Origin of the sequence: Chitinophaga sancti, assembly GCF_034087045.1 — a bacterium.
GTDB classification, from domain to species: Bacteria; Bacteroidota; Bacteroidia; order Chitinophagales; family Chitinophagaceae; genus Chitinophaga; species Chitinophaga sancti_B.
In genome coordinates this window covers 3038411-3060922 of the sequence record NZ_CP139247.1, presented here as the reverse complement: position 1 = coordinate 3060922, position 22512 = coordinate 3038411, and the positions used below count along the sequence as shown (strand labels likewise).

The window sequence follows — 22512 nt, the reverse complement described above, 5'->3', positions numbered from 1 at the left end:
GATTAGAACTCGCTTAAAGGTTGACGTAAAAGATTTTTCCGGGAAACAATGTAAAGCATATGCCAACAAGTGTGACAACAGCGACAGCCAACAATACAAAGGTTTTTGATATAGCTATTGTTAGTTTACAGTAATATTCAGTTAGCTAAAAAAATGCAACATTAAATTATAATAATAACATAGACAATCAAGGATACCGTCAGTAAAACAGATCAAATAAAAAAGCAGCATATCGAACCCAAACCTGCACACAGAAATATCTCATGCAAATACTTTACCGATCACACTATACGAATTGCCTGAATGAACTTTCTTCTTCCTCTCAATTCAGGTAGGAAGCATGCCCTGTAGCTACGTACAGGGCAGCCAACCCACGAAGGCCGTCGAGAAAGGAAAGACCTGTCTTAACCGGTAATAACTTCGCAATTATTATATTTTAACCGATGAGATGTTCAAATTGTGCAACAGACTCTTTGCGGAACAGCTCAACATCTGCCGCTACCATTTCTTTCACCAGTTCAGGCAGGTCGTATTTAGGCTGCCAGTCCAGTTTTGTCTGTGCTTTGGTTGGATCACCGATCAGTAATTCTACTTCTGTAGGACGGAAGTACTTCGCATCTACTGCTACTACTTCTTTACCGATTGGCAACACAAATTCCTTGTTACGGCAGGCTGTTACAATCGCCACTTCTTTTTCACCCTGGCCGGAGAATGCCAGTTCGATACCCAATTCGTTGAAAGCCATTTTTACAAAGTCACGTACAGGTGTAGTAATACCCGTTGCGATCACATAGTCTTCAGGGGTATCCTGTTGCAGGATTCGCCACATCGCATCTACATAATCTTTTGCATGACCCCAGTCACGACGTGCATCCAGGTTACCGAGGTACATTTTGTCCTGCTGACCGAGCGCAATCGCAGCTACACCACGGGTGATCTTGCGGGTTACGAAGGTTTCGCCACGCAGCGGACTTTCGTGGTTGAAAAGGATACCATTGCAGGCGAACATGCCATAGGCTTCACGATAGTTCACCGTGATCCAGTAAGCATATAGTTTTGCTACTGCATATGGGCTACGTGGGTAGAAAGGTGTTGATTCGCGCTGAGGAACCTCCTGCACCAGACCATATAGTTCTGAGGTGCTAGCCTGGTACACGCGGGTCTTTTTGTCCAGCTTCAGGATACGGAGTGCTTCGAGAATACGAAGAGTACCGATACCATCAGCGTTGGCAGTATATTCAGGAGTGTCAAAGCTTACTTTTACATGGCTCATAGCAGCCAGGTTGTAGATCTCGTCAGGTTGGGTTTCCTGGATGATGCGGATCAGGTTAGTGCTGTCGGTCATATCACCGTAGTGCAGTTTGAAACGCACGTTCGGATCGTGGGGGTCCTGGTACAGGTGGTCGATTCTATCCGTGTTGATAAGGGAAGCACGGCGTTTGATACCATGTACCATATATCCTTTTTCCAATAAAAGTTCTGACAGGTAGGCGCCGTCTTGTCCGTTAACACCGGTGATTAAGGCCACTTTCATATTATATAGTTTTTAAAGAATTTAAAGTTTTTTATTTGGTAATAAATTCGATCTCTGTCGGCTGTGCTGTTCCTATACCGTAAGCCACTATTCCTTTCTTCTTCAAATAAGGCAAATCATAAATATTCCTTCCGTCAAACACCACAATTCCTTTCATCCTATTCCAATCCGGTAACCTGAAATCATTCCACTCCGTCACCAGTACTACCGCATCCACACCTTCCACTGCATGGTACATATCCTCGCACCATATCACCGTATCGCCCAATGTCTTTCTCGCTTCTTCCATTGCCACAGGATCAAATACTCTTACCACTGCACCCGCTTCCAGCAATGCATTGATCAGTACGATACTCGCTGCTTCGCGCATATCGTCCGTACCGGGTTTAAATGATAAGCCCCAGATACCAAATACGACTCCGGTCAAATCACCATCATAATGATTTGTGATCTTGTCGAACATCACCAGCTTCTGATCATTATTCACGGCTTCCACCGCTTCGAGTATGCGCAGTGTATGCCCATAATCTTTACCGGTTTTCACCAGTGCTTTCACATCTTTTGGGAAACAGCTACCGCCATAACCAATACCAGGATATATAAAACTGGTACCAATACGTGCATCAGAGCCAATCCCTTTTCTCACCATATTTACATCTGCGCCAACAAGGTCACAGAGGTTAGCAATATCATTGATAAAAGAAATTTTCGTTGCCAGCATCGCATTTGCTGCATACTTCGTCATTTCTGCAGATGCGATGTCCATGAAAATGATCGGTCTTCCATTCAGTAAAAAAGGTCTGTACAGTTGTTCCAGTATCTCTTTACTCTTACCACTGTTCACACCCACCACGATCCTGTCAGGTTTCAGGAAATCCTGTACCGCAGCTCCTTCTTTCAGGAACTCAGGATTTGAAGCCACATCATAATCCAGGAGTTCATCGCGTTTAAGTACAGCCTGTTTGATCTCCCTGTTTACTTTCACCGCCGTACCTACAGGTACAGTAGATTTTGTCACCACTACGAGATAGTCAGTCATAGACTGTCCTATTTCTTTAGCCACCTGTAATACATATTGCAGATCTGCACTACCATCTTCACCCGGAGGCGTGCCTACTGCTATAAATGCAACAGCAGCACCCGGAATCACCGCTGCCAGGTCAGTACTGAAAGACAGTCTGCCATTGGCTACATTGCGGGTCACTATTTCTTCCAGTCCAGGTTCATAGATGGGAAGAATACCACGATCGAGGTTCCTGATTTTTGCTTCATTTACATCCACACACACTACTTCTGTTCCTACTTCTGCCAGACATGCGCCGGTTACCAACCCTACATATCCGGTACCTATTACGATTACTTTCATCAGATTACTTTGATTAACAATGTGAGCAATAAAAAAACTCAGCTAACGGCCATATGACGTTTCCTGAGGAAATCCGCGTATGCTTGTACTAATCCTTCTTTCAGTTCAGTCGTGTGTTTCCATCCCAGGCTATGCAGTTTGGAAACATTCATCAGTTTACGTGGAGTGCCATCAGGTTTTGATGGATCAAATACAATTTTGCCATCATAACAAACTACTTCTTTCACCGTTTCTGCCAGTTCTTTGATGCTCAGGTCTTCGCCCGTGCCAATGTTGACCAGTTCTTTGCCATCGTAGTGCAGCATCAGGTATACACAGGCAGCAGCCAGGTCGTCGGCAAACAAAAACTCACGACGTGGGGTACCGCTTCCCCATACAGTTACACTGTTCTTGCCCGCTTCTTTTGCTTCGTGGAAGCGGCGGATCAGGGCAGGTAAAACATGTGAGTTTTCAGGATGATAGTTATCACCAATGCCATACAGGTTTGTGGGCATCACACTGATATAATTACAACCATATTGATCACGGTAAGCTTCGCAGAGTTTGATACCTGCTATCTTGGCGATGGCATATGGTTCGTTCGTCATTTCGAGAGGTCCTGTGAGCAGGCTATCTTCTGTGAGTGGCTGTGGGGCCATTTTCGGATAGATGCAGGAGCTACCCAGGAATTGCAGTTTTTTTACACCGTGTTTGTAAGCAGCATGAATAATATTGGCTTCCATCATCAGGTTATCGTACAGGAACTCTGCACGGTAAGTGTTGTTCGCATAGATACCACCTACTTTTGCAGCTGCGAGGAATACGTAATCAGGTCGTTCGCTTTCAAAAAACTCATTTACAGCGGCCTGGTTACGCAGGTCCAGGTCTACAGAGCTACGGGTGAGCAGGTTGTTGTACCCTAAAGTCTGCAATCTTCTTTTGATTGCACCGCCTACCATGCCGCGGTGACCTGCTATATATATTTTATCGTTTAGTTGCATAGTATTTATTTAAAGTAATTCAGGTCTGTTTTCTTTTACCCACTGGTGCAGTTGTTTCACTTCCTGGCCTTTCCCTTTTTGCAGAATCAGCAGGGCTTCAGGCGTGTTCACCACTACTACATTTTCCACGCCTACGAGCGCAACCAGTTTATCTTTGCCAAGGACCATGCTGTTCACAGGGTCGCTCTGGATAAAGACAGCCTGGTGATTGCTGTACTGGTAGTGTTTGGCAAGTGCATCTGCGAGTGCTTCATATCCCCCTACGTCACTCCATTCCATTGTACTGGGTACCACTTTTACAATATTGCTTTTCTCAAGTACTGCATAGTCAATACTGTCAGCAGGAATTGCTTCCATGGTAGATAGCTGGATGCGGCCTGTTTCCAGGTATTCATCAGCAGCAATGGCAGCAGCAGTGTAAATAGCTGGAGCATATTGTTGCAGCTGTTCCAGCAATACACCTGCTTTTCCACAGAAGATGCCGCTGTTCCAGAGGTAGTCACCACTGTTGAGCATTGCTTCGGCAGTTACGATATCCGGTTTTTCAGTAAATCGTACTACATCGTAAGCATCGTATTGTATATACCCATAGCCTGTTTCAGGATAGGTAGGCTGTAGCCCGATAGTTACGAGGTGATTGGCAGCAGCCAGTTTCTCTGCCATGAACACATTCTGGGCATAGATATCCGGCGTACCAATAAGGTGATCTGCTGGTGTAATGAGGAGAATTGTTTCCGGATCGGCGACGAAGGCTGCTAAAGCAATGGCAGCAGCGGTATTTCTACCTACAGGTTCAGCAATCCAGCGTGCATGTGCAGCACCGGAGTTTTGCAGCTGATCTGCAACGGTAGTGACCTGTTGTTCATTTACAATGGCCAGTACACTGTCGCAGGCAAACGCATTGCGTTGCCAGGTCAGTTGCAGGAGGCTCTGGCCGTCAAATAACGGCAATAGTTGTTTAGGCGTCTGTTTGTTAGACAGCGGCCAGAGGCGGGTACCAGACCCGCCACAAAGGAGAATATGTTGCATGGAGAGGGGGGGTTAAAGCGAAACGTTAGAAGGCTGTTGCCTGAATTGATTGCTGTTGAGAAGCACCAGTTCGCTTTTCCTGACAGTAGCGGTAAGGGCAAATCCCATGCTGTATAATACAGCTTTCACCGTATTTTTTCCTGACTCCACTACCCTGCCACGCTGATGCATGAGTGGGCCAGCAGTGATCTGTATAAGGTCGTTTTGATGAATGGGGAAACTTTCTACTTCCACATTGTCATATTCATGCAGGAAACGCTTGATCAGATCAATCTCATGCTCAGGAATACAAGCTGGTTTACCCAGCCAGTATACAAAGTTTACAATACCCGCCGTTTCACGCACGGTCGTTTTCATCGTCTCTGGAATACGAACAAATACATAAGATTTAAAAAGCGGCTCTTCCACCACTTTTTTACGATCACTCCACTGATGAGTAACTCTGTTGATGGGACAATAGGTTTCGACCTGTTTACGAATCAATGACTCTGCAACTTTCTTTTCCCATCTAGGTTTGGTATACACGGCATACCAGAAATTCTGACTCTTTTCCATGGGAATGGTTTTAACGGTTAAAAAATCGAAAATGCATTTGGGGGGAATTTATAAAGACAGGGGGGGGGCATGGTCTTTTGATCAGAAGGCATGGCTTCGCCTCCTCAGTCCCATGAGTGTCTTGATGGATGTCTATATCTCTAAATGTTTATCTGTATAGGATCAGAACGTTGTGGTGTGTGTGTAACGCAGCTTATTTAAAAAGCCGGTTTAATCCTTTCTTCTTTATTGAACCGTTCTGATGTTCGTCGGTATAACCATAACCATAACCATTGCCATAACCATAGCCGTAACCATTGGCATAACCATAGGAGTAACCTGGTATACCCCGCATTTTGATACCATTGAATACAATACTCAGTTTCCCAAGTTCTTGCGAATGATAAAATTCGTCGATCATTCTTAAGTGGAACTTAGGCGTACGCTGGTGGCGTACCACAAACAGGGTTGCATCTGTAAATGGTGCCAGCAGGCGGGCATCTGTTACCGGACCTACCGGAGCGGTATCGATAATAATATAATCAAAAGTGGCACTAAGCGAAGCTAACAACTGTTCCAGCCTGCCATTCAGGATCAACTCGGCAGGATTCGGAGGAACCACCCCGGATGATAGCAGATAAAAATACTCGTTCCCTTCCACGGGTTTCTTCAGAATATCACCGATTACCGCCTGATCGATAAGGTAATTGGTGATACCAGGCGTATGTGGTACATTCAGCATCTTACTTACCTTTGGCTTTCGCAGGTCAAATTCCAGCAACACAACCTTCTTTTTTATCAAAGAGAGGCTTATAGCCAGGTTGATGGCAATAAAGCTCTTTCCCTCACCTGATATGGAAGAAGTGATCATAATGGTCTTATTTACCCCGTTAATGCCAATATAGCTGAGGGATGTACGCAGGGCACGAAATTGTTCCGCTACTGCCGTACGTCGACCATCAGTGATGGCTATCGGATGGGCTTTGTCGTCCTGCATGATTTCGCCCAGTATCGGTGCATTTGTAGCCTTTTCGATGTCAGCACTGAACAATACTTCCCTGTTGAACATATCCTTGACAGAAATAAATCCGGCTACCACAGCCAAACCGCCTAATACTGCAAGACCAAGTATCATTGATCGTCTTGGACTGAACGGGAAGGAATCTGCTTCTGCTGCATCTACGATACGGCTGTCTGAAATAGCCGCAGCATATTGCAGGGCAGTTTCTTCTCTCTTTTCCAGCAGGAATGTGTAAATGTTATTTTTGATCACCTGCTGACGACTGATGGTCAACAGTGCTCTTTCTTTGCTGGGTACTGTTCTGAGAATGCTGCTATACTTCACATTATCTACCATCAGCTTTTGCTTGCCTGCTTCCAGGTTTGAACGCAGACTGCGCACATTTTCCAGGATGGCAGGTGTCAGCTTCTTTTTCTGATCCTGCAGACTGGATAACAGCGGGCTATTTTCACCCGTCGTTTTCTTCAGACGTGTGAGCTGCATTTCGATTTCAGAAAGCCGGTTCACAAGTTCCAGCAACACAGGATCTGTTAAACCAAATGTAGCAGGTACCATATTTTCATCTTCTTTTCTGCCCTTTACATAATCTTCGATTGAATTTAAAACGGACAACTGCATGTTCGCTTCTGTCAGTTTAGTATCATTCTCCTTTACACTCTCCAGGAACATCTTACTTTGTTCACTGATATCGACCAAACCCTCATTCGTTTTGAACTTTTCGATTTCACCTTCTACCAGCCCCAGCTCATTGCTCACGATCCGAAGGCGTTCATCTACAAATGCCATGGTTTTAGCACTCATCCTATTCTTATCATCGATGGCTGCAGCATCGTATACCTTCATCAATTCATTCAGCACAGCTTCGCCTCTTGTAGGTATCACATCACTGTATTCCAGGCTGATCACGTTCGCTTGTTTATTAGCCTGTCCTACTTTGAGATTAGCCATCATTTGTAAAGTAAGTACTTTATCTCCGGAGACATGCAAAAAATAATTGTGCCTGACATCACCTTTCACATTGCCAGGCAGGAAAACCATCCTACCCCATTGTGTTTGAACGGTATCACCCATGTGATAGGTAATATTACCTATAGACACCTGTTGGGTAGCATCATTTACTTTGAGCGGTAACTTTATGTCCTCAAGTGGCGCTATATGATCTGGTTCCAGAAATAACATTCTCACGGGTGTCTGCTGATAGACTACCACATCCCTGATCTTGCCATCATCAAATACTTCGCCGTAAAGATTCAGGTGCTGAATTACTTGTCTGGCAAGTGTTTTAGACTTAAGTATTTCGATTTCATTATCTATTTGCTTACCCGATCCGAAGATATCCAGAGAAGAAAGCACTGAGCCCTCCATACCCTTCGTATCATCTTTTATGAGCAATGCAGCTGTCACTTTGTATACAGGAGTAGCATATCTCAGGTATACAAAGGCACCAGCTAACGCAATCAGACCAGCAAGCACAAATAATGGCAAGTAAGGCTGATAACGGCTCCTAAGCAGATCCAGCAGATCAGTCTGATCTTCCTGCTGTTTACGAATATCTGTTTTCTTTCTTTGCATGTAATTCAGCCAACTATTTAATAAAAAATGGGGTTAATAAGTACATTACAATCAGCACGACCTATCTAATCTCGTCACATGGTTTTCCGATAAATCAAAGTCGATATATTTTCATATTCTAATTGAAGACTAACCGGTCTAAAATAATTACCACCAGTGAGAGACTACTAAGGACAATCGGTATTATCTGACGCGCCGTATTGGTGCTTGCCACCTTTGCCTTATTAGGTTCCACATACACTACATCGTTAGAGTTCAGGTAATAATAAGGCGATGATAAAAGTGAGCGGTCGTTCAGGTTAAGCCTTTTCACAGTTCTGGTCCCATCATCACTTTCACGTATCAGCATTACGTTCTCTTTCTTCCCGAATACCGTAATATCGCCTGCTAATCCCAGTGCTTCGAGAATAGTGACCCTGTCACTTCCAACGTTTACTACCTGGGGCCTTGCGACCTCGCCTATAATGGTTACACGATAATTTAAAAACCGAACACTCACCACCGGGTCTACGAGCAATTTACGTTCCGTGAGTTGATCCCGTATTGATTTTGACAGCTGGGCCTTGGTTAGACCTGTGACCTTTACCTGGCCCAATACGGGATATTGTATATTTCCCGAATCGTCTACTAAAAATCCGGTTGCCTGAGGGCCGCTGCTGGCGACACCTCCCACTGCGGCCATACTTGGCGTGTTGTAGATAACTGCATCCTCCACGTTCATTGAGCTAACAGTGATTTGCAGAATGTCATTTTTCTGAATAACCGGCTCAAGATTTCCTTTTATGGGTGCCAATACAGTGTCAGGTAAGTCATGAAAATATACTGACTGCTTTGTACTAACACAAGACATAAAGAAACAGCAGATAAGGACCGGGAAAAAAAATCGGGGTAAATAATCCTTACTTAAAAACATTGTTCCAATTTATTATTTTAAGGTTTTTTCTTCCTCGCTTTCCGTAGTACAATATTAGTTTATCATGCCCTAAAGCACTATTACTTACTAGAGTATAATTCGATGATATACCCAAAACGCGCCTACTTATGATAGTAGTGCTTATTCAAGCCACACGATTTATCATGCGAAAAACTGATTTGAACAAAATCCTGCAAAACATTTAAATAAAAAGGCTATACAAAGACTTTTCGACCAGATTTTTGAAATCAACTCCGATTTTGTAGCAACATTCAGCTTTTGATATACTTTTTTGAGATGTTGGTTGACAGTAAAGACAGTAACAAACAACTTGTCTGCCATCTCCTTATATGAGTAACCCTCCTTGAGTAATGCAAGTAGTTCATATTCCCTCTTTGTCAGCTTGTGTCTTATATCTTCTAAGGGATCTTTATTAATATGGTTAATCAACATATGTGCTGCTTTGGGTGACAATGTGCTTCCCTCACTGATGGCATCTAATATTGAATGATAGATTTCCATCAGACGACTGGTCTTAATGATGTATCCATTAGCACCTTTTCGAATCGACTCTATAACATAATGCTTTCCATCATGCCCTGATAAGACGATGATTTTAGCGTCAGGATATATACGGCGCAATTCATGCATGCCCTGTATACCCGACTCTCCTGGCAGCGAAATGTCTAAAAGGATGACATTGACATCTGCTTCTTTAAAGGAAAGCTCTCTAAACTCCTCCATTGATTTACAAGCAAAGATAACTTTACACTCTTGAAAATCTTCGAGAAACTCTCGGTAATTATTCAATTGAAAATAGTTATCCTCTATAATTCCGATGTTGATCATAGGTCATTAATTAACTTGGTTTTTTTTTCAATATGACATGGTCTAATAAATTTTATATGAACAAAAATGATTCCAGAATATTGGTCTCGGATATGAATTTTTAATTAATAATTAAACAGAACTTTATATATTATTCTTAATCTTCCACTATCCTACTGTAGCTATTTAAAAAAAATCTATGTATCTATTTTAATAACATCCTGTGACAAAAAATTGTTCAATCCAATATTACAGGCAAATTATGACTAATCTCTTTTAAAACACAATTCAACTTTAAAATTAGGGGGTAATTACCTATCTTGTTTTAGAAAGATGATTTCAAAGACACGAAATTGTGATTAATATATCATTAATTTCCATGTAAACAATTTTCTACAGATCGTGTATACCACATTTCATCAATTGCACGTTAACCATAAACACATGAAAAATATAGATACTACTTCATCTAATGATGTTGCGAACTTACTTAATAACGCAAGCAATATTATTGCTATTACGTCACATGAATTTAAAACTCCGCTGACAGCCATATCCGCATCAGTAGAATTATTGGCGGCAAGACTACACAGCAACCAACAGATGGATGCCTTCTATGAGAAAAATTTATCACGTATCACCACCGAAATTTTCCGCCTCAATAATATGCTGGATGAGATGCTTACCATCAATACCATTATGTCCGGTCGTATGACTCTGAATAAACAAATCATAGATGTTGTTCAATTGCTCATAACATTGCGATCAAATTACTTTGCAGATCCGGAAGATACCCGTAGCTTCGAACTTATTGTTAGCGGTATACCGCAGTGCATTTATGCAGATCACAATCAGATGAACAGGATCTTTATGAACCTCGTGGGCAATGCTTTCAAATTTTCAAGAGAGAAGCCTCCAGTGGTTGAAGTTGATTTTGATCATCACCAGGTAGTGATCCGGGTTATAGACGATGGTATCGGCATTCCAGCCAGTGATTTGCCACAACTATTTCAACCCTTCTTCAGAGCAAGTAATGTCGATGAAATTGCCGGAACCGGGTTAGGGTTATCAATTGTTAAAACCTTTGTGCAGGAAAATAATGGCACTATTACTGTGGATAGTATTGCTGGTGAAGGCAGTACATTTACACTTACCTTTCTATATCATTCTGATTCTCTATAGAGAAAAGCTATGCAACATACCATCTTATTGATAGAGGACAAACCAGGCTTGAGAGATACAATACAAAGCCTGCTGGAATTACATCAGTATCAGGTCATCACCGCCGCAAACGGGGAAGAAGGCATTCACATGGCCACTGAACACCTGCCACACCTGGTGATCAGTGATATTTATATGCCTGTTTTGAATGGTTATCAGTTACTGGAAGCCTTTCAGGCGAATGAACAACTACGCTATATACCTGTCATCATACTTAGCGCAAGATCGGCCACTGAAGAAGTAAACCTTGCCCTTAAAAAAGGCGCAGCGGCCTACATTAACAAACCATTCCTGTTTGCCAATCTGAATGCCAGTATCCAGCAACTGTTACAAACCACTAGCGGATCAGCACCACTGACCCTCTGAACTCTTTATGTTCATTGTTCCTGTCATTGAAGGTGCAGATATATGCAAATGCCTGCTGATCCTGTATAACACCTTTTACACTTCCATCCCACCCTGCCTGCGGATCATTGGTACGAAATACCAGGCCTCCCCAACGGTTGTATACACTTAGTTCATAATGCGTGAGTGCATCGTATACTTTTGGTTTGAACAGGTCATTGTTACCATCGCCATTCGGACTGAAGGCAGTCGGCATGACCACGATACAGTTATGAAAGGGTGAAGTGATATTAGCACTACCACCAATCTCACAACCATTGGTATCTGCTACCTCATATATATAGTGCCCTGCTCTCAGTGAGTAAAGAATGCTGTCCTGCTGCCAGGTACCGCCCTCTATCCGGTATTTGTAAGGCTGTGTGCCACCTTCAATCTGTAAAACTATTTTTCCATCCTGTGTTTCACCACAACTACAGGGTTTTATGGTTATTCCTTTCAATGCAAGAGGTTCGGGGTCGCGCAGCAACGCCGTGAGGGTATCGGTACAGATCTGTCCATCCTTTACATACACCAGGTACCTGCCTTCATCTAACCCTGTAAATACCGAATCGCCTACAGGTGCATTATCATCCAATACAAACCGGTAAGGAGGCATACCACCTGAAACGGCTACATGAATTTCTGCATTATGACGACCGTTACAGGTAGATGGAACCGTTGTGAGTGTTGTAGTCAGGTCAGACATGCCCACTGTAACAGTGCCTCCCCCCGTCGCACCATTTTCGGCTGTGACGACTACCGTATATTCACCGGGTGGTAATTGATTTACCCTGGCCGTTGTGTAATTGCCCGGTGTCCAGAGATATGTATAAGTAGTGCCATCATCTACCGGCGTAACCTGGATAGTACCCGTACTGGCATTGTTACAACTTGGTGTAGCCGACAGCGTAGTCTTTATCACCTGCCGGATGTTGGAGAAATTATCAATCAGAACAGCTGTACCTATATCACTCTTTGGGCAGGTCTGTGAAGGATCTGCCCAGATGGATATATATTTATAATCAGCTGTTGGCTCAAGTATGGCATAATACCGGCTCCAGGTAGTATCTGTAAACGGACCGGACGACCAGAGTCGCTGTGCAGTATCCGTAGGACTATTGCCTCCATAAATGGTGAGGTTACCATTGCAGGCAGCCTGCAGGTATTTTGGAGAATAGGCCAGGTCTACAGAGATAACATAGGCCAGTCCTTTTTGCAAAGGAGCAGAGAGTAGCTGTGCAAGACCTTCCCTGTAAGCAGGACCGCTATGCAGGCCAGCATAAGCTTTACCATCGGAGGGCCGCTTAAAAATGTTGAGCGGGCCGGGTAATACATCGGGCGTGTGTGACGCCGCTACCCAACCGGTAGGCACACTATCCCTTCCAATATTTCCTTCCATTGACGGGTTGTTCAGCTCAATTACCTGGGCATTGGCAATCTGAAGCAAACAAACATTCACTGTTAAGAAACACAAAACACGGGTTATCACACGAGCTATATGGCTATAGCGGTGCGCTACCCGTATTCTTGTAAATACAGGCAATGACATAGGATACGATTTTTAAATAACGGATGAAAAGCCAACAACATTCTATGCCCGTGGTATTGGAGCAAGGAATCATTCATTTTCATAGGTCAGGATGGAGGATAATTGGGAGGTGATCCCAATTTCAGCATCCTTTATAAGGTTTATTGGCTTATTGCATTCTCAGGTAAAACAAATATACAATATATTTAAATACAATATATGTTAAGAAGTGATTTTCTTGAACTGACGAGATTGTTAGTATTCCCTTGTTTGAGTAATACGGCAAATATAGCATAGCTTTTAGGCTATCCCGGAGGTAAAAAATATATGATCCGCCTATAAGCCGTAGATATCCCGCCCCTATATAGATGCGGGATATCTACGGCTTATAGGCGGGTTATAGGCGGCTTATAGGCGGGTTATCTCCCTGAAAGTAATATAGAAACCTTATAGAGACATATCTTTCCAGCGATACATTTTAAATAAACGTAAAACTGTACCTTTAACTTTTCGCTTCCCCTTATTTTTGATAATTTGCAAATAAAGCCACCTATGCCAGGCATGAAGTAAGTATGAAGAAACAGACGCAGTTCATAACAAGCACATACTTCATTTCCCTGATCAAATCATGGTTACAGGGCACCAAAACACGACCTGAAATCATATCTGAGACTGCAGACGTATTGCATTTAAGTAACATCGCATCGACCGATGTTACTTACCAGCTTATCAGCACTGCCAGGGAAATGAATGAAGATTTTTACACCGATATCGTGAACCACATCAATTACGATGCGGATACGGTTCCTACACGCGCAGGACTGATACACCACCTCAGTGCCCTGCTGGCGGAAGAAATTACACTGGGGGAATTAATTGAATGGGCTACCTGGACCAACATCGGAGAAGATGAGCTGAGTGCGGGTATCTTTGAAGATTTTACAGTGGAGTATTTCTGCCTGGATTTCCTCCGGGCCAATGACGATCTTTTCTCGCCTCAAATGTGCAGGCGGGTATTAGAAATTCTGCAATACACAGGCGCTTCGCCTTTACAACAGAAGATCGCCTTAACATTATTACCAGATCATGAACTGGATGATTTTAAGGAGTTTTTATCGCAGTATTCTCAAAAGCCTCCCTCTATAACGGTACTAGATCAGTACCTTATGAAAAAATTTGGAATGAATCATGAGAGTTTCCCATATATGCAGGAACTCAGTTCACCGGGAACAGGAACAGCAACTTTAGTGAATAGGGTACAATTAATCACCACTTAACCAACCATGAGGCTACACCCTCTTAAAGCCGAATTATCCAGTCTCCCTAATACTTCGAAAGTGCCATGCTCATGCAAGCGGCCAATATCTTCTGTTGCTATAAAAGAACAGGAATAGATATTCGCAAGGTCGATTACATTGATCACGCCGGCAGCTTTTTCAGTATAGAGCTGGAAGGGGTCATTTTCATCCCTGACCAGTACCTTCATCCATGGCGGGGTGTTGAAAAACCCCTGTCCATAACTGTATGCCTGGGAGAGTAACTCGGTCATACCATATTCTGCATGGATCTGGCTGCACCCCAGTCGTTCCTTCAGGAAAACGTGTACCTGGTCGCGGGTCCATTCTTCTCTCCTGCCTTTCATTCCACCGGTTTCCATGACGATGGTGTTTTTCAGTTGAAGGGCATATTGCTCTGCAAAATCCAGCAGACCAAAGGTGACACCGATCAGCAGGGTTTTCTGACCACGGGCTTCCAATTCCTGGAGCTGGCGATATAATTTATCGTGTTCATACAGGTAAAAACCGCTGGCAGGATGACCGCTGCGCTTTACCATGTCCTGTACCATGTAAACGAGGGAGGAGTGCTTTCTTTCCAGGTAAGAAGGCAGCAGGCCGACAACCACGAAATCCGTAACCGGACCATAGAACCGCTCGAAAGCAGTGAGGAAACTCTGTTCGTAGATAGCCGCTTCTTTCACCAAATGTCGACTGTTGATCGTCTGGGTGGTACCACTACTTTCAAAGATCAGCTGGGGTTCAAAAGTGCCACAGGTAACCTGGTGAGTTTTGAAGAACTGAATAGGGAGGAAAGGGATTTGCGCCAGGGAGCGCACATTGCCCGGCTGAATGCGCAAAGCATCTGTGTAAGCACGATATAATGCATTTTCACGATACTGAAAACGAAAGGTCTCAAGGGACAACGCTTCCAGGTCCGACCCGTCAGAAGAAAATATTGCTGTTGTAGAAATGCCACTCATATACACTGATTAGTAAAACCTCACAAAGTTAGGGGGAAAGACGTAACAAAAAATGAATATTGGACGTTATTACAATCGGAACGCACTCCTGCCGGAGGCAAAACCCCTGTTTTGGAGCGTATTCCGTTAAGGAGAGCAACTCCGTATATTAGCAAGAGTTAAAAAAATAATGTAGGTTTGTTATATGAAGAAAATAGCTTTTTTATCCCTCATCTCTTTACTGGCCATCAACGCCTGTAAAAAAGATTCTCTGGGTACTAAACCAGTGATTACGTTTAAATCATATTCTTCTTCCCCCGTATCCGCATCTACCGGTATGGACGTGACTTTCGACGTATCAGACGGAGATGGAGACATTGAAAATACCTTCAATTTCGCCGCTATTTACGACACCGCTCCTGAAGATACCGCCTTTGACGGAAGGCCAATGCCAAGTCTGGATGCGCACAAGGGTACCAAACTGACAGCCGAGGTGATCCTTCACCTGACTGCGACCGACTTCCCGCAAATCGGGGCGAACCCGGTCGCAAAAGATAGCGTACATTACCTGGTATATATTCAGGATGATGCCGGTAATTACAGCGATACCATTGTAACACCTAAAGTACAGGTGGTCTACGAATAATAGTTCAATACCTTTTTATATATACCTTTTTAAAAAAACGCTTTTGCCTGTGGCAAAAGCGTTTTTTTATGTTTTTTTCCCCGATATTTAGTGTTCGCGCGTTATTTAACACCTTGATACAATGGACAAAACCACGGAACTCCAAAACAAAATAGCCGAAGCTATGCTCGGCGGAGGCGAAGCCCGAACCGCCTCGCAGCATAAAAAAGGAAAACTTACAGCCCGTGAGAGATTACAATTACTGATGGATGAAGGTTCTTTTGAAGAACTGGATATGTTTGTACATAATCGCAACCGTGGTCTGACCACCGACCAGGAAAATTTTCCGGGAGACGGCGTTGTCACCGGTTTTGGCACGATCAATGGCCGGCTCGTCTATGTTTTTTCACAGGATTTTACTGTCTATGGGGGCAGTCTTTCTGAACCCCATGCCCGCAAGATCTGTAAGATCATGGACCTGGCTATGCAGAATGGGGCACCTGTAATTGGTCTGAATGATAGTGGCGGTGCACGCATACAGGAAGGTGTCGTGAGCCTGGGTGGTTATGCAGATATCTTTTATCGCAATACCCGGGCCTCGGGTGTCATACCACAAATATCGGCCATCATGGGCCCCTGTGCCGGCGGTGCTGTATATTCCCCTGCTATTACCGATTTTATCCTGATGGTGGAACAGACTTCTTATATGTTCGTAACAGGACCGAATGTGGTAAAGACCGTTACGCATGAGGAAGTTACTTCTGAAGAACTGGGTGGTGCACATACCCATGCCTCCAAAAGTGGTGTGACACACTTTAGCTGCGCCAATGAAGTGGAATGTATTCAAAACATCCGGCAACTGCTTACTTATGTACCGCAGAACTGTGAAGAAGATGCACCGAAATACCCTTATACACCTGCAGATGAAAAGAGAGCAGCACTGAATACCATTATTCCTCCAAACAGTAATCAACCTTATGATATGAAGGACGTGATCGCTGAATTGACGGATATGGATAGTTTCTTTGAAGTACATGCGAATTATGCAGAGAATATTATAGTAGGCTTTGCCCGTATTGCAGGCAGGAGTATTGGCATTGTGGCCAACCAACCGGCACACCTGGCGGGGGTACTGGATATAAAGGCTTCAGTAAAGGGAGCCCGTTTTACCCGCTTTTGTGATGCATTTAATATTCCACTGCTGGTACTGGTAGATGTACCCGGATTTCTGCCAGGAACAGATCAGGAATGGAATGGGATCATTACCAACGGAGCAAAACTACTCTTTGCACTCAGCGAAGCCACCGTACCTAAAATTACGGTGACTACCCGCAAAGCTTATGGTGGCGCCTATTGTGTAATGAACTCAAAGCATATCGGGGCCGACCTCAACTTTGCTTTTCCGCAGGCAGAGATTGCAGTGATGGGACCAAAGGGCGCGGTAGAAATTATTTATAAAAAAGAAATTGATACAGCTCCAGATCCTGAAGCCAGGATGAACGAACTGGTGGCAGAGTATACAGAACGGTTTGCCAATCCTTATTTAGCAGCAGAAAAGGGATACATTGATGAGGTAATATTGCCTGAACTGACAAGGATCAAGCTGATCAAAGGGTTTGCGATGTTGGAAAATAAAGTAGTGACGCTGCCACGCAAAAAACATGGAAATATTCCATTGTGATTGCTGTAAATTGCATCCCACTATGTTCAGGGCATTTACTAACTTTTTATTGTTCTCGTCGGTTTACGTCTCGCTCTGTGCCATATTACTTATATGGCAAACGAACACCTTATTGAATTTACATCCGGTCAATATTGACTATTATAAATTCGCATTTTTCTCGACGATCTGTAGTTATAATTTTCACTGGTATCTTACGCCTGCCGAGTATTCATCTTCGCCACGATTGCAGTGGGGAGTGCGGCATAAGAACCTGCAACTCGTCTTCGCTATTATCGGCGGCATAGGTGCTGCCATCTGTTTTTGGGACCTGAAGGCCTACTGGCTGGAACTCAGTGGCGCCGCCTTTCTGACCTTTTTGTATTCTGCTCCTAAAATTCCGATTCCTCCTTTTACCTGGCTGCGTAAAATTGCTATTGGTAAAACGATCTTCCTGACGTCGGTATGGGTATATGTCACGAATGTACTGCCCATCTTTTTGTCAGGCGCACACTTTACCACGCAGGCTGTACTTTATATCGTACACCGGTTCTTTATAATCTATGCATTGTGCATACTGTTTGACTATCGGGATGTAGAGTCGGATAAAAGAGAGGGGATCCGTTCACTCATCACATGGCTTAGTAAGCCGGCGTTGATGAGATTGTATTTCTTTTCATTGCTGATATCGGCGCTGTTTGCGTTTTTGGTATGCAGGGATATTATTACTTTTTACCTGTTGACACCAATCGTCATTACTGCTTTACTTACTAAATATACACTCAACACAAGATCGGATTATTACTATTACTTCGTATTGGATGGGCTGGTTATGTTATCGGCCGTACTACACTACATAGCAGTGGTTGCCTGATAATTAAGGTCTATACACGTAATAGCTTTTCCTTACTTTTGTGCCATAAATTACATTAACAGCATGTCAAAAAAGCAAAAGTCCGTAATAAGCAAGGACGCGCTTACGTTCCTGCGGAATTACCTGAATAATCCCTCCCCTACTGGTTTTGAGAAGGAAGGACAGAAACTGTGGCTGGAATATCTGAAGCCTTATATTGATGAGTACTTTGTAGATGCATATGGTTCTGCGGTGGGAGTGATCAATCCCAAAGCACCCTTCAAAGTCGTGATAGAAGCACATGCCGACGAAATTTCCTGGTTTGTAAATTATATTTCTCCTGAAGGGTTGATTTATGTGATCCGCAATGGTGGTTCTGATCAGCAGATCGCACCATCCAAGAGAGTGAATATTCATACTGAAAATGGTACTGTAAAGGCCGTGTTCGGATGGCCGGCTATTCATACACGTATGCGTAGCACAGAAGGCAAAGAGCCACAACCTAAGGTAGACAACATCTTCCTGGATTGCGGTGCACGCAGCCGTAAGGAAGTGGAGGAACTGGGTATCCATGTAGGTTGTGTGGTGACGTTCGAAGATGGTTTTGAAGAGCTGTCAAATGACTATTATGTATGTCGTGCGATCGATAACCGGATTGGTGGTTTTATGATTGCAGAAGTTGCACGTATGCTGAAAGAAAAGAAGCAGGAGCTGCCTTTCGGTCTGTACATCGTAAATGCAGTGCAGGAAGAAGTTGGTTTGAGAGGTGCTGAGATGATTGCAAAACGCATCAAGGCAAATGTTGCGATCATCACAGACGTAACGCACGATACCACTACGCCAATGATCAACAAAAATATTGAAGGTGAAATCAGGTGTGGTTCCGGTCCAAGCATTACTTATGGTCCGGCGGTACACAACATTCTCCGTGATCTGATCATCAAGACAGCGAAGAAGAATGATATTCCTCACCAGCTGCATGCAGTAAGCCGCAGTACCGGTACAGATACAGATGCATTTGCATATGCGAATGATGGTACACCTTCTGCATTGATCAGTTTACCGCTACGATATATGCATACTACGGTAGAAATGGTGAAGAAAGACGACATAGAGAACACTATATTATTGATTTACAACACATTACTGAACATTACACCAAAAACAAACTTCCTATACCTGTAATTAGGTGTTTAGACACCTAATCCATTCATACTCCGTAGTTTGGCAGTATGGATTAAATGTATAGATTTGCTACTCAAATTACATTATTATGCAAGATGTGCAGATCCGTCACGACTGGTCTATTGAAGAAATAAAAGAGATCTACAATACGCCCTTACTGGAGCTCGTTTTCCGTGCGGCATCTGTTCACAGACAGACGCAGGATACGGCGGAAGTACAGGTATGTACTTTGCTCTCCATCAAAACCGGTGGTTGTACCGAAGACTGTGCTTACTGCCCCCAGGCAGCGCGCTATAATACCGACATTAAAGTACATGGCCTGATGCAGAAAGATGCGGTGCTGGCATATGCGGCAAAAGCGCGCGAAGCTGGTTCTACCCGTTTCTGTATGGGTGCTGCATGGAGAGAGGTGCGGGATAACCGCGACTTTGACCGTGTACTTGAAATGGTAAAAGGTGTAAATGAAATGGGCATGGAAGTATGCTGTACGCTTGGTATGCTTACGGAAGATCAGGCGCAGAAATTGGCGGATGCAGGCTTATATGCTTACAACCACAACCTGGATACTTCCGGAGAGTATTATGAGCAGATTATTACGACCAGGACTTATGATGATCGTTTGAAAACGTTGGATAATGTACGTAAGGCAGGGGTGAGTGTTTGCTGTGGAGGTATTATTGGTCTGGGTGAGAGCCATGAGGACAGGATTGGTATGATCCATACGCTGAGCAATTTGCCGGTGCATCCGGATTCAGTGCCGATCAATGCATTGACACGTGTAAAAGGTACGCCACTGGAAAATATGCCGAAGGTACAGTTTTGGGATATGGTGAGGATGATTGCGACAACGCGTATTTTGATGCCGAAAGCGATGGTGAGGTTGAGTGCGGGACGTGCGGAGATGAGTATGTCTGAGCAGGCGCTGTGTTTTATGGCGGGTGCGAATTCTATATTTACGGGTGAGAAGTTGTTGACGACGGCGAATCCTTCATTTGAGGAGGATCATATGATGTTTGAATTGTTGGGGTTGAAACCGAGAGAGGCGTTTAAGGGTGAGGAAGTTCAGGCGGCGATATTCTAAGTAATAGCGCTTAATTTAAACTAAATATTACTTAAAATCATTCCAAAAAAAATCGCTTTTCCCCTTTGGGAAAAGCGATTTTTTTTGGGGCGGGATTCTATCAGCAAGCTCCGCTTGCTGATAGAATCTCGTAAGCGAGCTGATTGAATTCCGTAACCTCCTTGATAGAATTTCGCAAGCGAGCAGAAAGAATTTCGCGATTATAGGAAGTAATTTATCCCTAACGCATATCCTTTCATTCCCAAACCAGCAATCGTTCCTTTACACACAGGAGCAATTACAGATGTATGTCTGAACTCTTCCCTTGCATGCACATTACTGATATGAATTTCTAACACCGGCGTTTTAATAGCCGCTATTGCATCTCTGATGGCAATCGAGTAATGTGTATACGCACCTGCATTCAACAAAATCCCATCATAGGTAAAACCTATCTCATGTAAAATATCGATTATATTCCCTTCGGAATTATTCTGAAAATATTCCAGCTCTACATCTGCAAATAACTGCTTAAGTTTTACGAAATAATCTTCAAAAGATTCATTTCCGTAGATACCCGGCTCCCTTTTACCCAATAAATTCAGGTTAGGGCCATTAATGATTGCTATTTTCATTTGTACAAATTACTAATTATTCTTGTCCCCATCTATAGGTATCCTGCTGAATGCCAGCCAGATCAATGACCCTGTCTACTACAGTTGCAGCTACTTCCTCTAATGTGGAAGGTACACTGTAAAAAGATGGTGTAGCCGGGCAAATGATCCCTCCTGCCTCTGTGACCGTAAGCATGTTTTTAATATGGATCACATTGTAAGGGGTTTCCCTTACTACACATATCAGTTTGCGACGTTCTTTCAGCACCACATCGGCTGCCCGGGTGATCAGGTCATTGCTCATTCCTCCGGCTATCCGGCCCAGGGTGCCCATGGAACAGGGGCAAATGATCATCGTATCATACCTGCCTGAGCCACTGGCAAACGGTGCCATGAAATCCTGCTGGGTATAGGTTTTAAAGGACAATATCTTATAATCGTCCGTACCCAGTTCCGTTTCCCACACCGTTTTGGCATTTTCCGTCATCACAATGGCCACGGCTTCTGTCTGCGCAGCAGCTTTTTCAAGCTTCTGCAATAACTGACGTGCATAAATGGCCCCGCTGGCCCCGGTAACTGCTACAACTATACGGTGTTTCATACTTACAAAGCTAGGTAAAAAATAAGCGCTACTTTCAAATACAGACTATCTCTTAATAGTCCCCCAACTGATAAAAAAAATACCGGCCTTGTGGCCGGTACTAATTTCTTTGGATAAATAGCTGCAAGCTAATAACTCTTAATTTGCATGTGATACCAGCTCATCCATTATAATGGCACTATGGCTCTCATCATACACACATTTCCCATTCTTTATCAGCAACACCTGGGGAGATTCATGCTCTACACCATAAGTCGCTGCAATTTCATCTGATATTTTCCGATACTTAATAAGGTCCAGATAATAGAAAGTCATATTCTCAGGCGCTTCAGCTCTGTCGAGCCTTGATTTCGCTACCGCACTGATGGAACAGCGGGTGCTGTGCTTAAAAATTACAACGGCTTCCGTTTCAGATGCTTCCTTGATGGAATTTAACTGATCTTCATTAGTTAAAGGAATCCAATTCATTAACAATCTTTGCTGTTTGTCGCATGGCCCACCTTGCCTATCTTCATCGGACAGCCCAATTTGTTTTGAGACGCACACGAAGTGAATAAAGTAGCAAAGATACAAATAAGCGCAGCGCCGCCCAAAACTTTGAATGATACTTGCATAAAGGGATGTTTAAGTGGTAAATGAAATTTCATAGGGAAAGGTGATATCACTTTTTTAATCGCCATTTTTTGACGTTACTTTGCAAATATAAAATTTATATTAAAAATTTTATTGATAATATCAGCCCTTTTTCCCGTTTTACATAAATATAAC

General features: G+C 43.5%; 21 protein-coding genes. 8 read left to right on the top strand and 13 right to left on the bottom strand.

All coding sequences use genetic code 11. The annotated features are described in order from the left end of the window. Positions 1–436: 436 nt before the first annotated feature. The 8 genes from gmd to SIO70_RS12730 all read right to left on the bottom strand — a co-directional run bounded on the left by gmd (position 437) and on the right by SIO70_RS12730 (position 9798). Positions 437–1534 carry a GDP-mannose 4,6-dehydratase gene (gene gmd / locus SIO70_RS12765; RefSeq protein WP_320581236.1) on the bottom strand — a complete coding sequence of 366 codons (1098 nt, stop codon included), beginning with the start codon at positions 1532–1534 and terminating at the stop codon, positions 437–439. 31 nt (positions 1535–1565) lie between these two features. Continuing rightward, entirely contained in the window at positions 1566–2900 is a 1335-nt protein-coding gene (locus tag SIO70_RS12760) for a UDP-glucose/GDP-mannose dehydrogenase family protein (protein ID WP_320581235.1), read from the bottom strand. 38 nt (positions 2901–2938) lie between these two features. Continuing rightward, entirely contained in the window at positions 2939–3880 is a 942-nt protein-coding gene (fcl, locus tag SIO70_RS12755; RefSeq protein ID WP_320581234.1) for a GDP-L-fucose synthase, read from the bottom strand. Between the two features lie 9 nt (positions 3881–3889). Continuing rightward, positions 3890–4909: a mannose-1-phosphate guanylyltransferase gene (locus SIO70_RS12750; RefSeq protein WP_320581233.1), complete on the bottom strand. Its 1020-nt coding sequence runs from the start codon at positions 4907–4909 to the stop codon at positions 3890–3892. 12 nt (positions 4910–4921) lie between these two features. Next, entirely contained in the window at positions 4922–5464 is a 543-nt protein-coding gene (locus SIO70_RS12745; protein ID WP_320581232.1) for a UpxY family transcription antiterminator, read from the bottom strand. A 193-nt stretch (positions 5465–5657) separates the two neighbouring features. Beyond that, positions 5658–8036 carry a polysaccharide biosynthesis tyrosine autokinase gene (locus tag SIO70_RS12740; protein ID WP_320581231.1) on the bottom strand — a complete coding sequence of 793 codons (2379 nt, stop codon included), beginning with the start codon at positions 8034–8036 and terminating at the stop codon, positions 5658–5660. A gap of 118 nt (positions 8037–8154) precedes the next feature. Continuing rightward, on the bottom strand, positions 8155–8886 hold the full coding sequence (locus tag SIO70_RS12735) for a polysaccharide biosynthesis/export family protein (RefSeq protein WP_320581230.1): 732 nt from the start codon (positions 8884–8886) through the stop codon (positions 8155–8157). Between the two features lie 225 nt (positions 8887–9111). After that, positions 9112–9798, bottom strand: coding sequence for a response regulator transcription factor (locus SIO70_RS12730; protein WP_320581229.1), 687 nt, complete (start codon positions 9796–9798; stop codon positions 9112–9114). Between the two features lie 423 nt (positions 9799–10221). On the opposite strand from SIO70_RS12730, the gene SIO70_RS12725 reads away from it, so the two are divergent. Continuing rightward, complete coding sequence (locus SIO70_RS12725; protein ID WP_320581228.1) at positions 10222–10959, top strand: HAMP domain-containing sensor histidine kinase; 738 nt, start codon at positions 10222–10224, stop codon at positions 10957–10959. Positions 10960–10968: 9 nt separating this feature from the next. Then, positions 10969–11364: a response regulator gene (locus SIO70_RS12720; RefSeq protein WP_320581227.1), complete on the top strand. Its 396-nt coding sequence runs from the start codon at positions 10969–10971 to the stop codon at positions 11362–11364. On the opposite strand, the gene SIO70_RS12715 is transcribed toward SIO70_RS12720, so the two are convergent. Continuing rightward, on the bottom strand, positions 11336–12931 hold the full coding sequence (locus SIO70_RS12715) for a gliding motility-associated C-terminal domain-containing protein (RefSeq protein ID WP_320581226.1): 1596 nt from the start codon (positions 12929–12931) through the stop codon (positions 11336–11338). The genes SIO70_RS12720 and SIO70_RS12715 overlap by 29 nt on opposite strands. A gap of 551 nt (positions 12932–13482) precedes the next feature. On the opposite strand from SIO70_RS12715, the gene SIO70_RS12710 reads away from it, so the two are divergent. Further along, positions 13483–14187: a hypothetical protein gene (locus SIO70_RS12710; RefSeq protein ID WP_320581225.1), complete on the top strand. Its 705-nt coding sequence runs from the start codon at positions 13483–13485 to the stop codon at positions 14185–14187. On the opposite strand, the gene SIO70_RS12705 is transcribed toward SIO70_RS12710, so the two are convergent. Further along, a complete protein-coding gene (locus SIO70_RS12705) occupies positions 14184–15167 on the bottom strand; it encodes an acyl transferase (RefSeq protein WP_320581224.1) in 984 nt (327 codons plus the stop codon). The two genes, SIO70_RS12710 and SIO70_RS12705, sit on opposite strands and share 4 nt — an antisense overlap. A 184-nt stretch (positions 15168–15351) precedes the next feature. On the opposite strand from SIO70_RS12705, the gene SIO70_RS12700 reads away from it, so the two are divergent. From SIO70_RS12700 to bioB, 5 genes are all read left to right on the top strand, one after another. Next, a complete protein-coding gene (locus SIO70_RS12700) occupies positions 15352–15792 on the top strand; it encodes a hypothetical protein (protein WP_320581223.1) in 441 nt (146 codons plus the stop codon). Positions 15793–15913: 121 nt separating this feature from the next. Beyond that, on the top strand, positions 15914–17452 hold the full coding sequence (locus SIO70_RS12695) for an acyl-CoA carboxylase subunit beta (protein WP_320581222.1): 1539 nt from the start codon (positions 15914–15916) through the stop codon (positions 17450–17452). Between the two features lie 22 nt (positions 17453–17474). Then, a complete protein-coding gene (locus SIO70_RS12690) occupies positions 17475–18305 on the top strand; it encodes a UbiA family prenyltransferase (protein ID WP_320581221.1) in 831 nt (276 codons plus the stop codon). 63 nt (positions 18306–18368) lie between these two features. After that, a complete protein-coding gene (locus SIO70_RS12685; RefSeq protein ID WP_320581220.1) occupies positions 18369–19469 on the top strand; it encodes a M42 family metallopeptidase in 1101 nt (366 codons plus the stop codon). 88 nt (positions 19470–19557) lie between these two features. Then, a complete protein-coding gene (gene bioB / locus SIO70_RS12680) occupies positions 19558–20550 on the top strand; it encodes a biotin synthase BioB (RefSeq protein WP_083722795.1) in 993 nt (330 codons plus the stop codon). Positions 20551–20750: 200 nt separating this feature from the next. Here bioB and aroQ read toward each other — a convergent pair whose 3' ends face one another. The 3 genes from aroQ to ytxJ form a co-directional block, all read right to left on the bottom strand. After that, positions 20751–21164 carry a type II 3-dehydroquinate dehydratase gene (gene aroQ / locus SIO70_RS12675; protein ID WP_083722796.1) on the bottom strand — a complete coding sequence of 138 codons (414 nt, stop codon included), beginning with the start codon at positions 21162–21164 and terminating at the stop codon, positions 20751–20753. A gap of 16 nt (positions 21165–21180) precedes the next feature. Continuing rightward, entirely contained in the window at positions 21181–21744 is a 564-nt protein-coding gene (locus SIO70_RS12670; RefSeq protein WP_320581219.1) for a UbiX family flavin prenyltransferase, read from the bottom strand. A 138-nt stretch (positions 21745–21882) separates the two neighbouring features. After that, on the bottom strand, positions 21883–22212 hold the full coding sequence (gene ytxJ / locus SIO70_RS12665; protein ID WP_320581218.1) for a bacillithiol system redox-active protein YtxJ: 330 nt from the start codon (positions 22210–22212) through the stop codon (positions 21883–21885). Between the last annotated feature and the right edge of the window lie 300 nt (positions 22213–22512).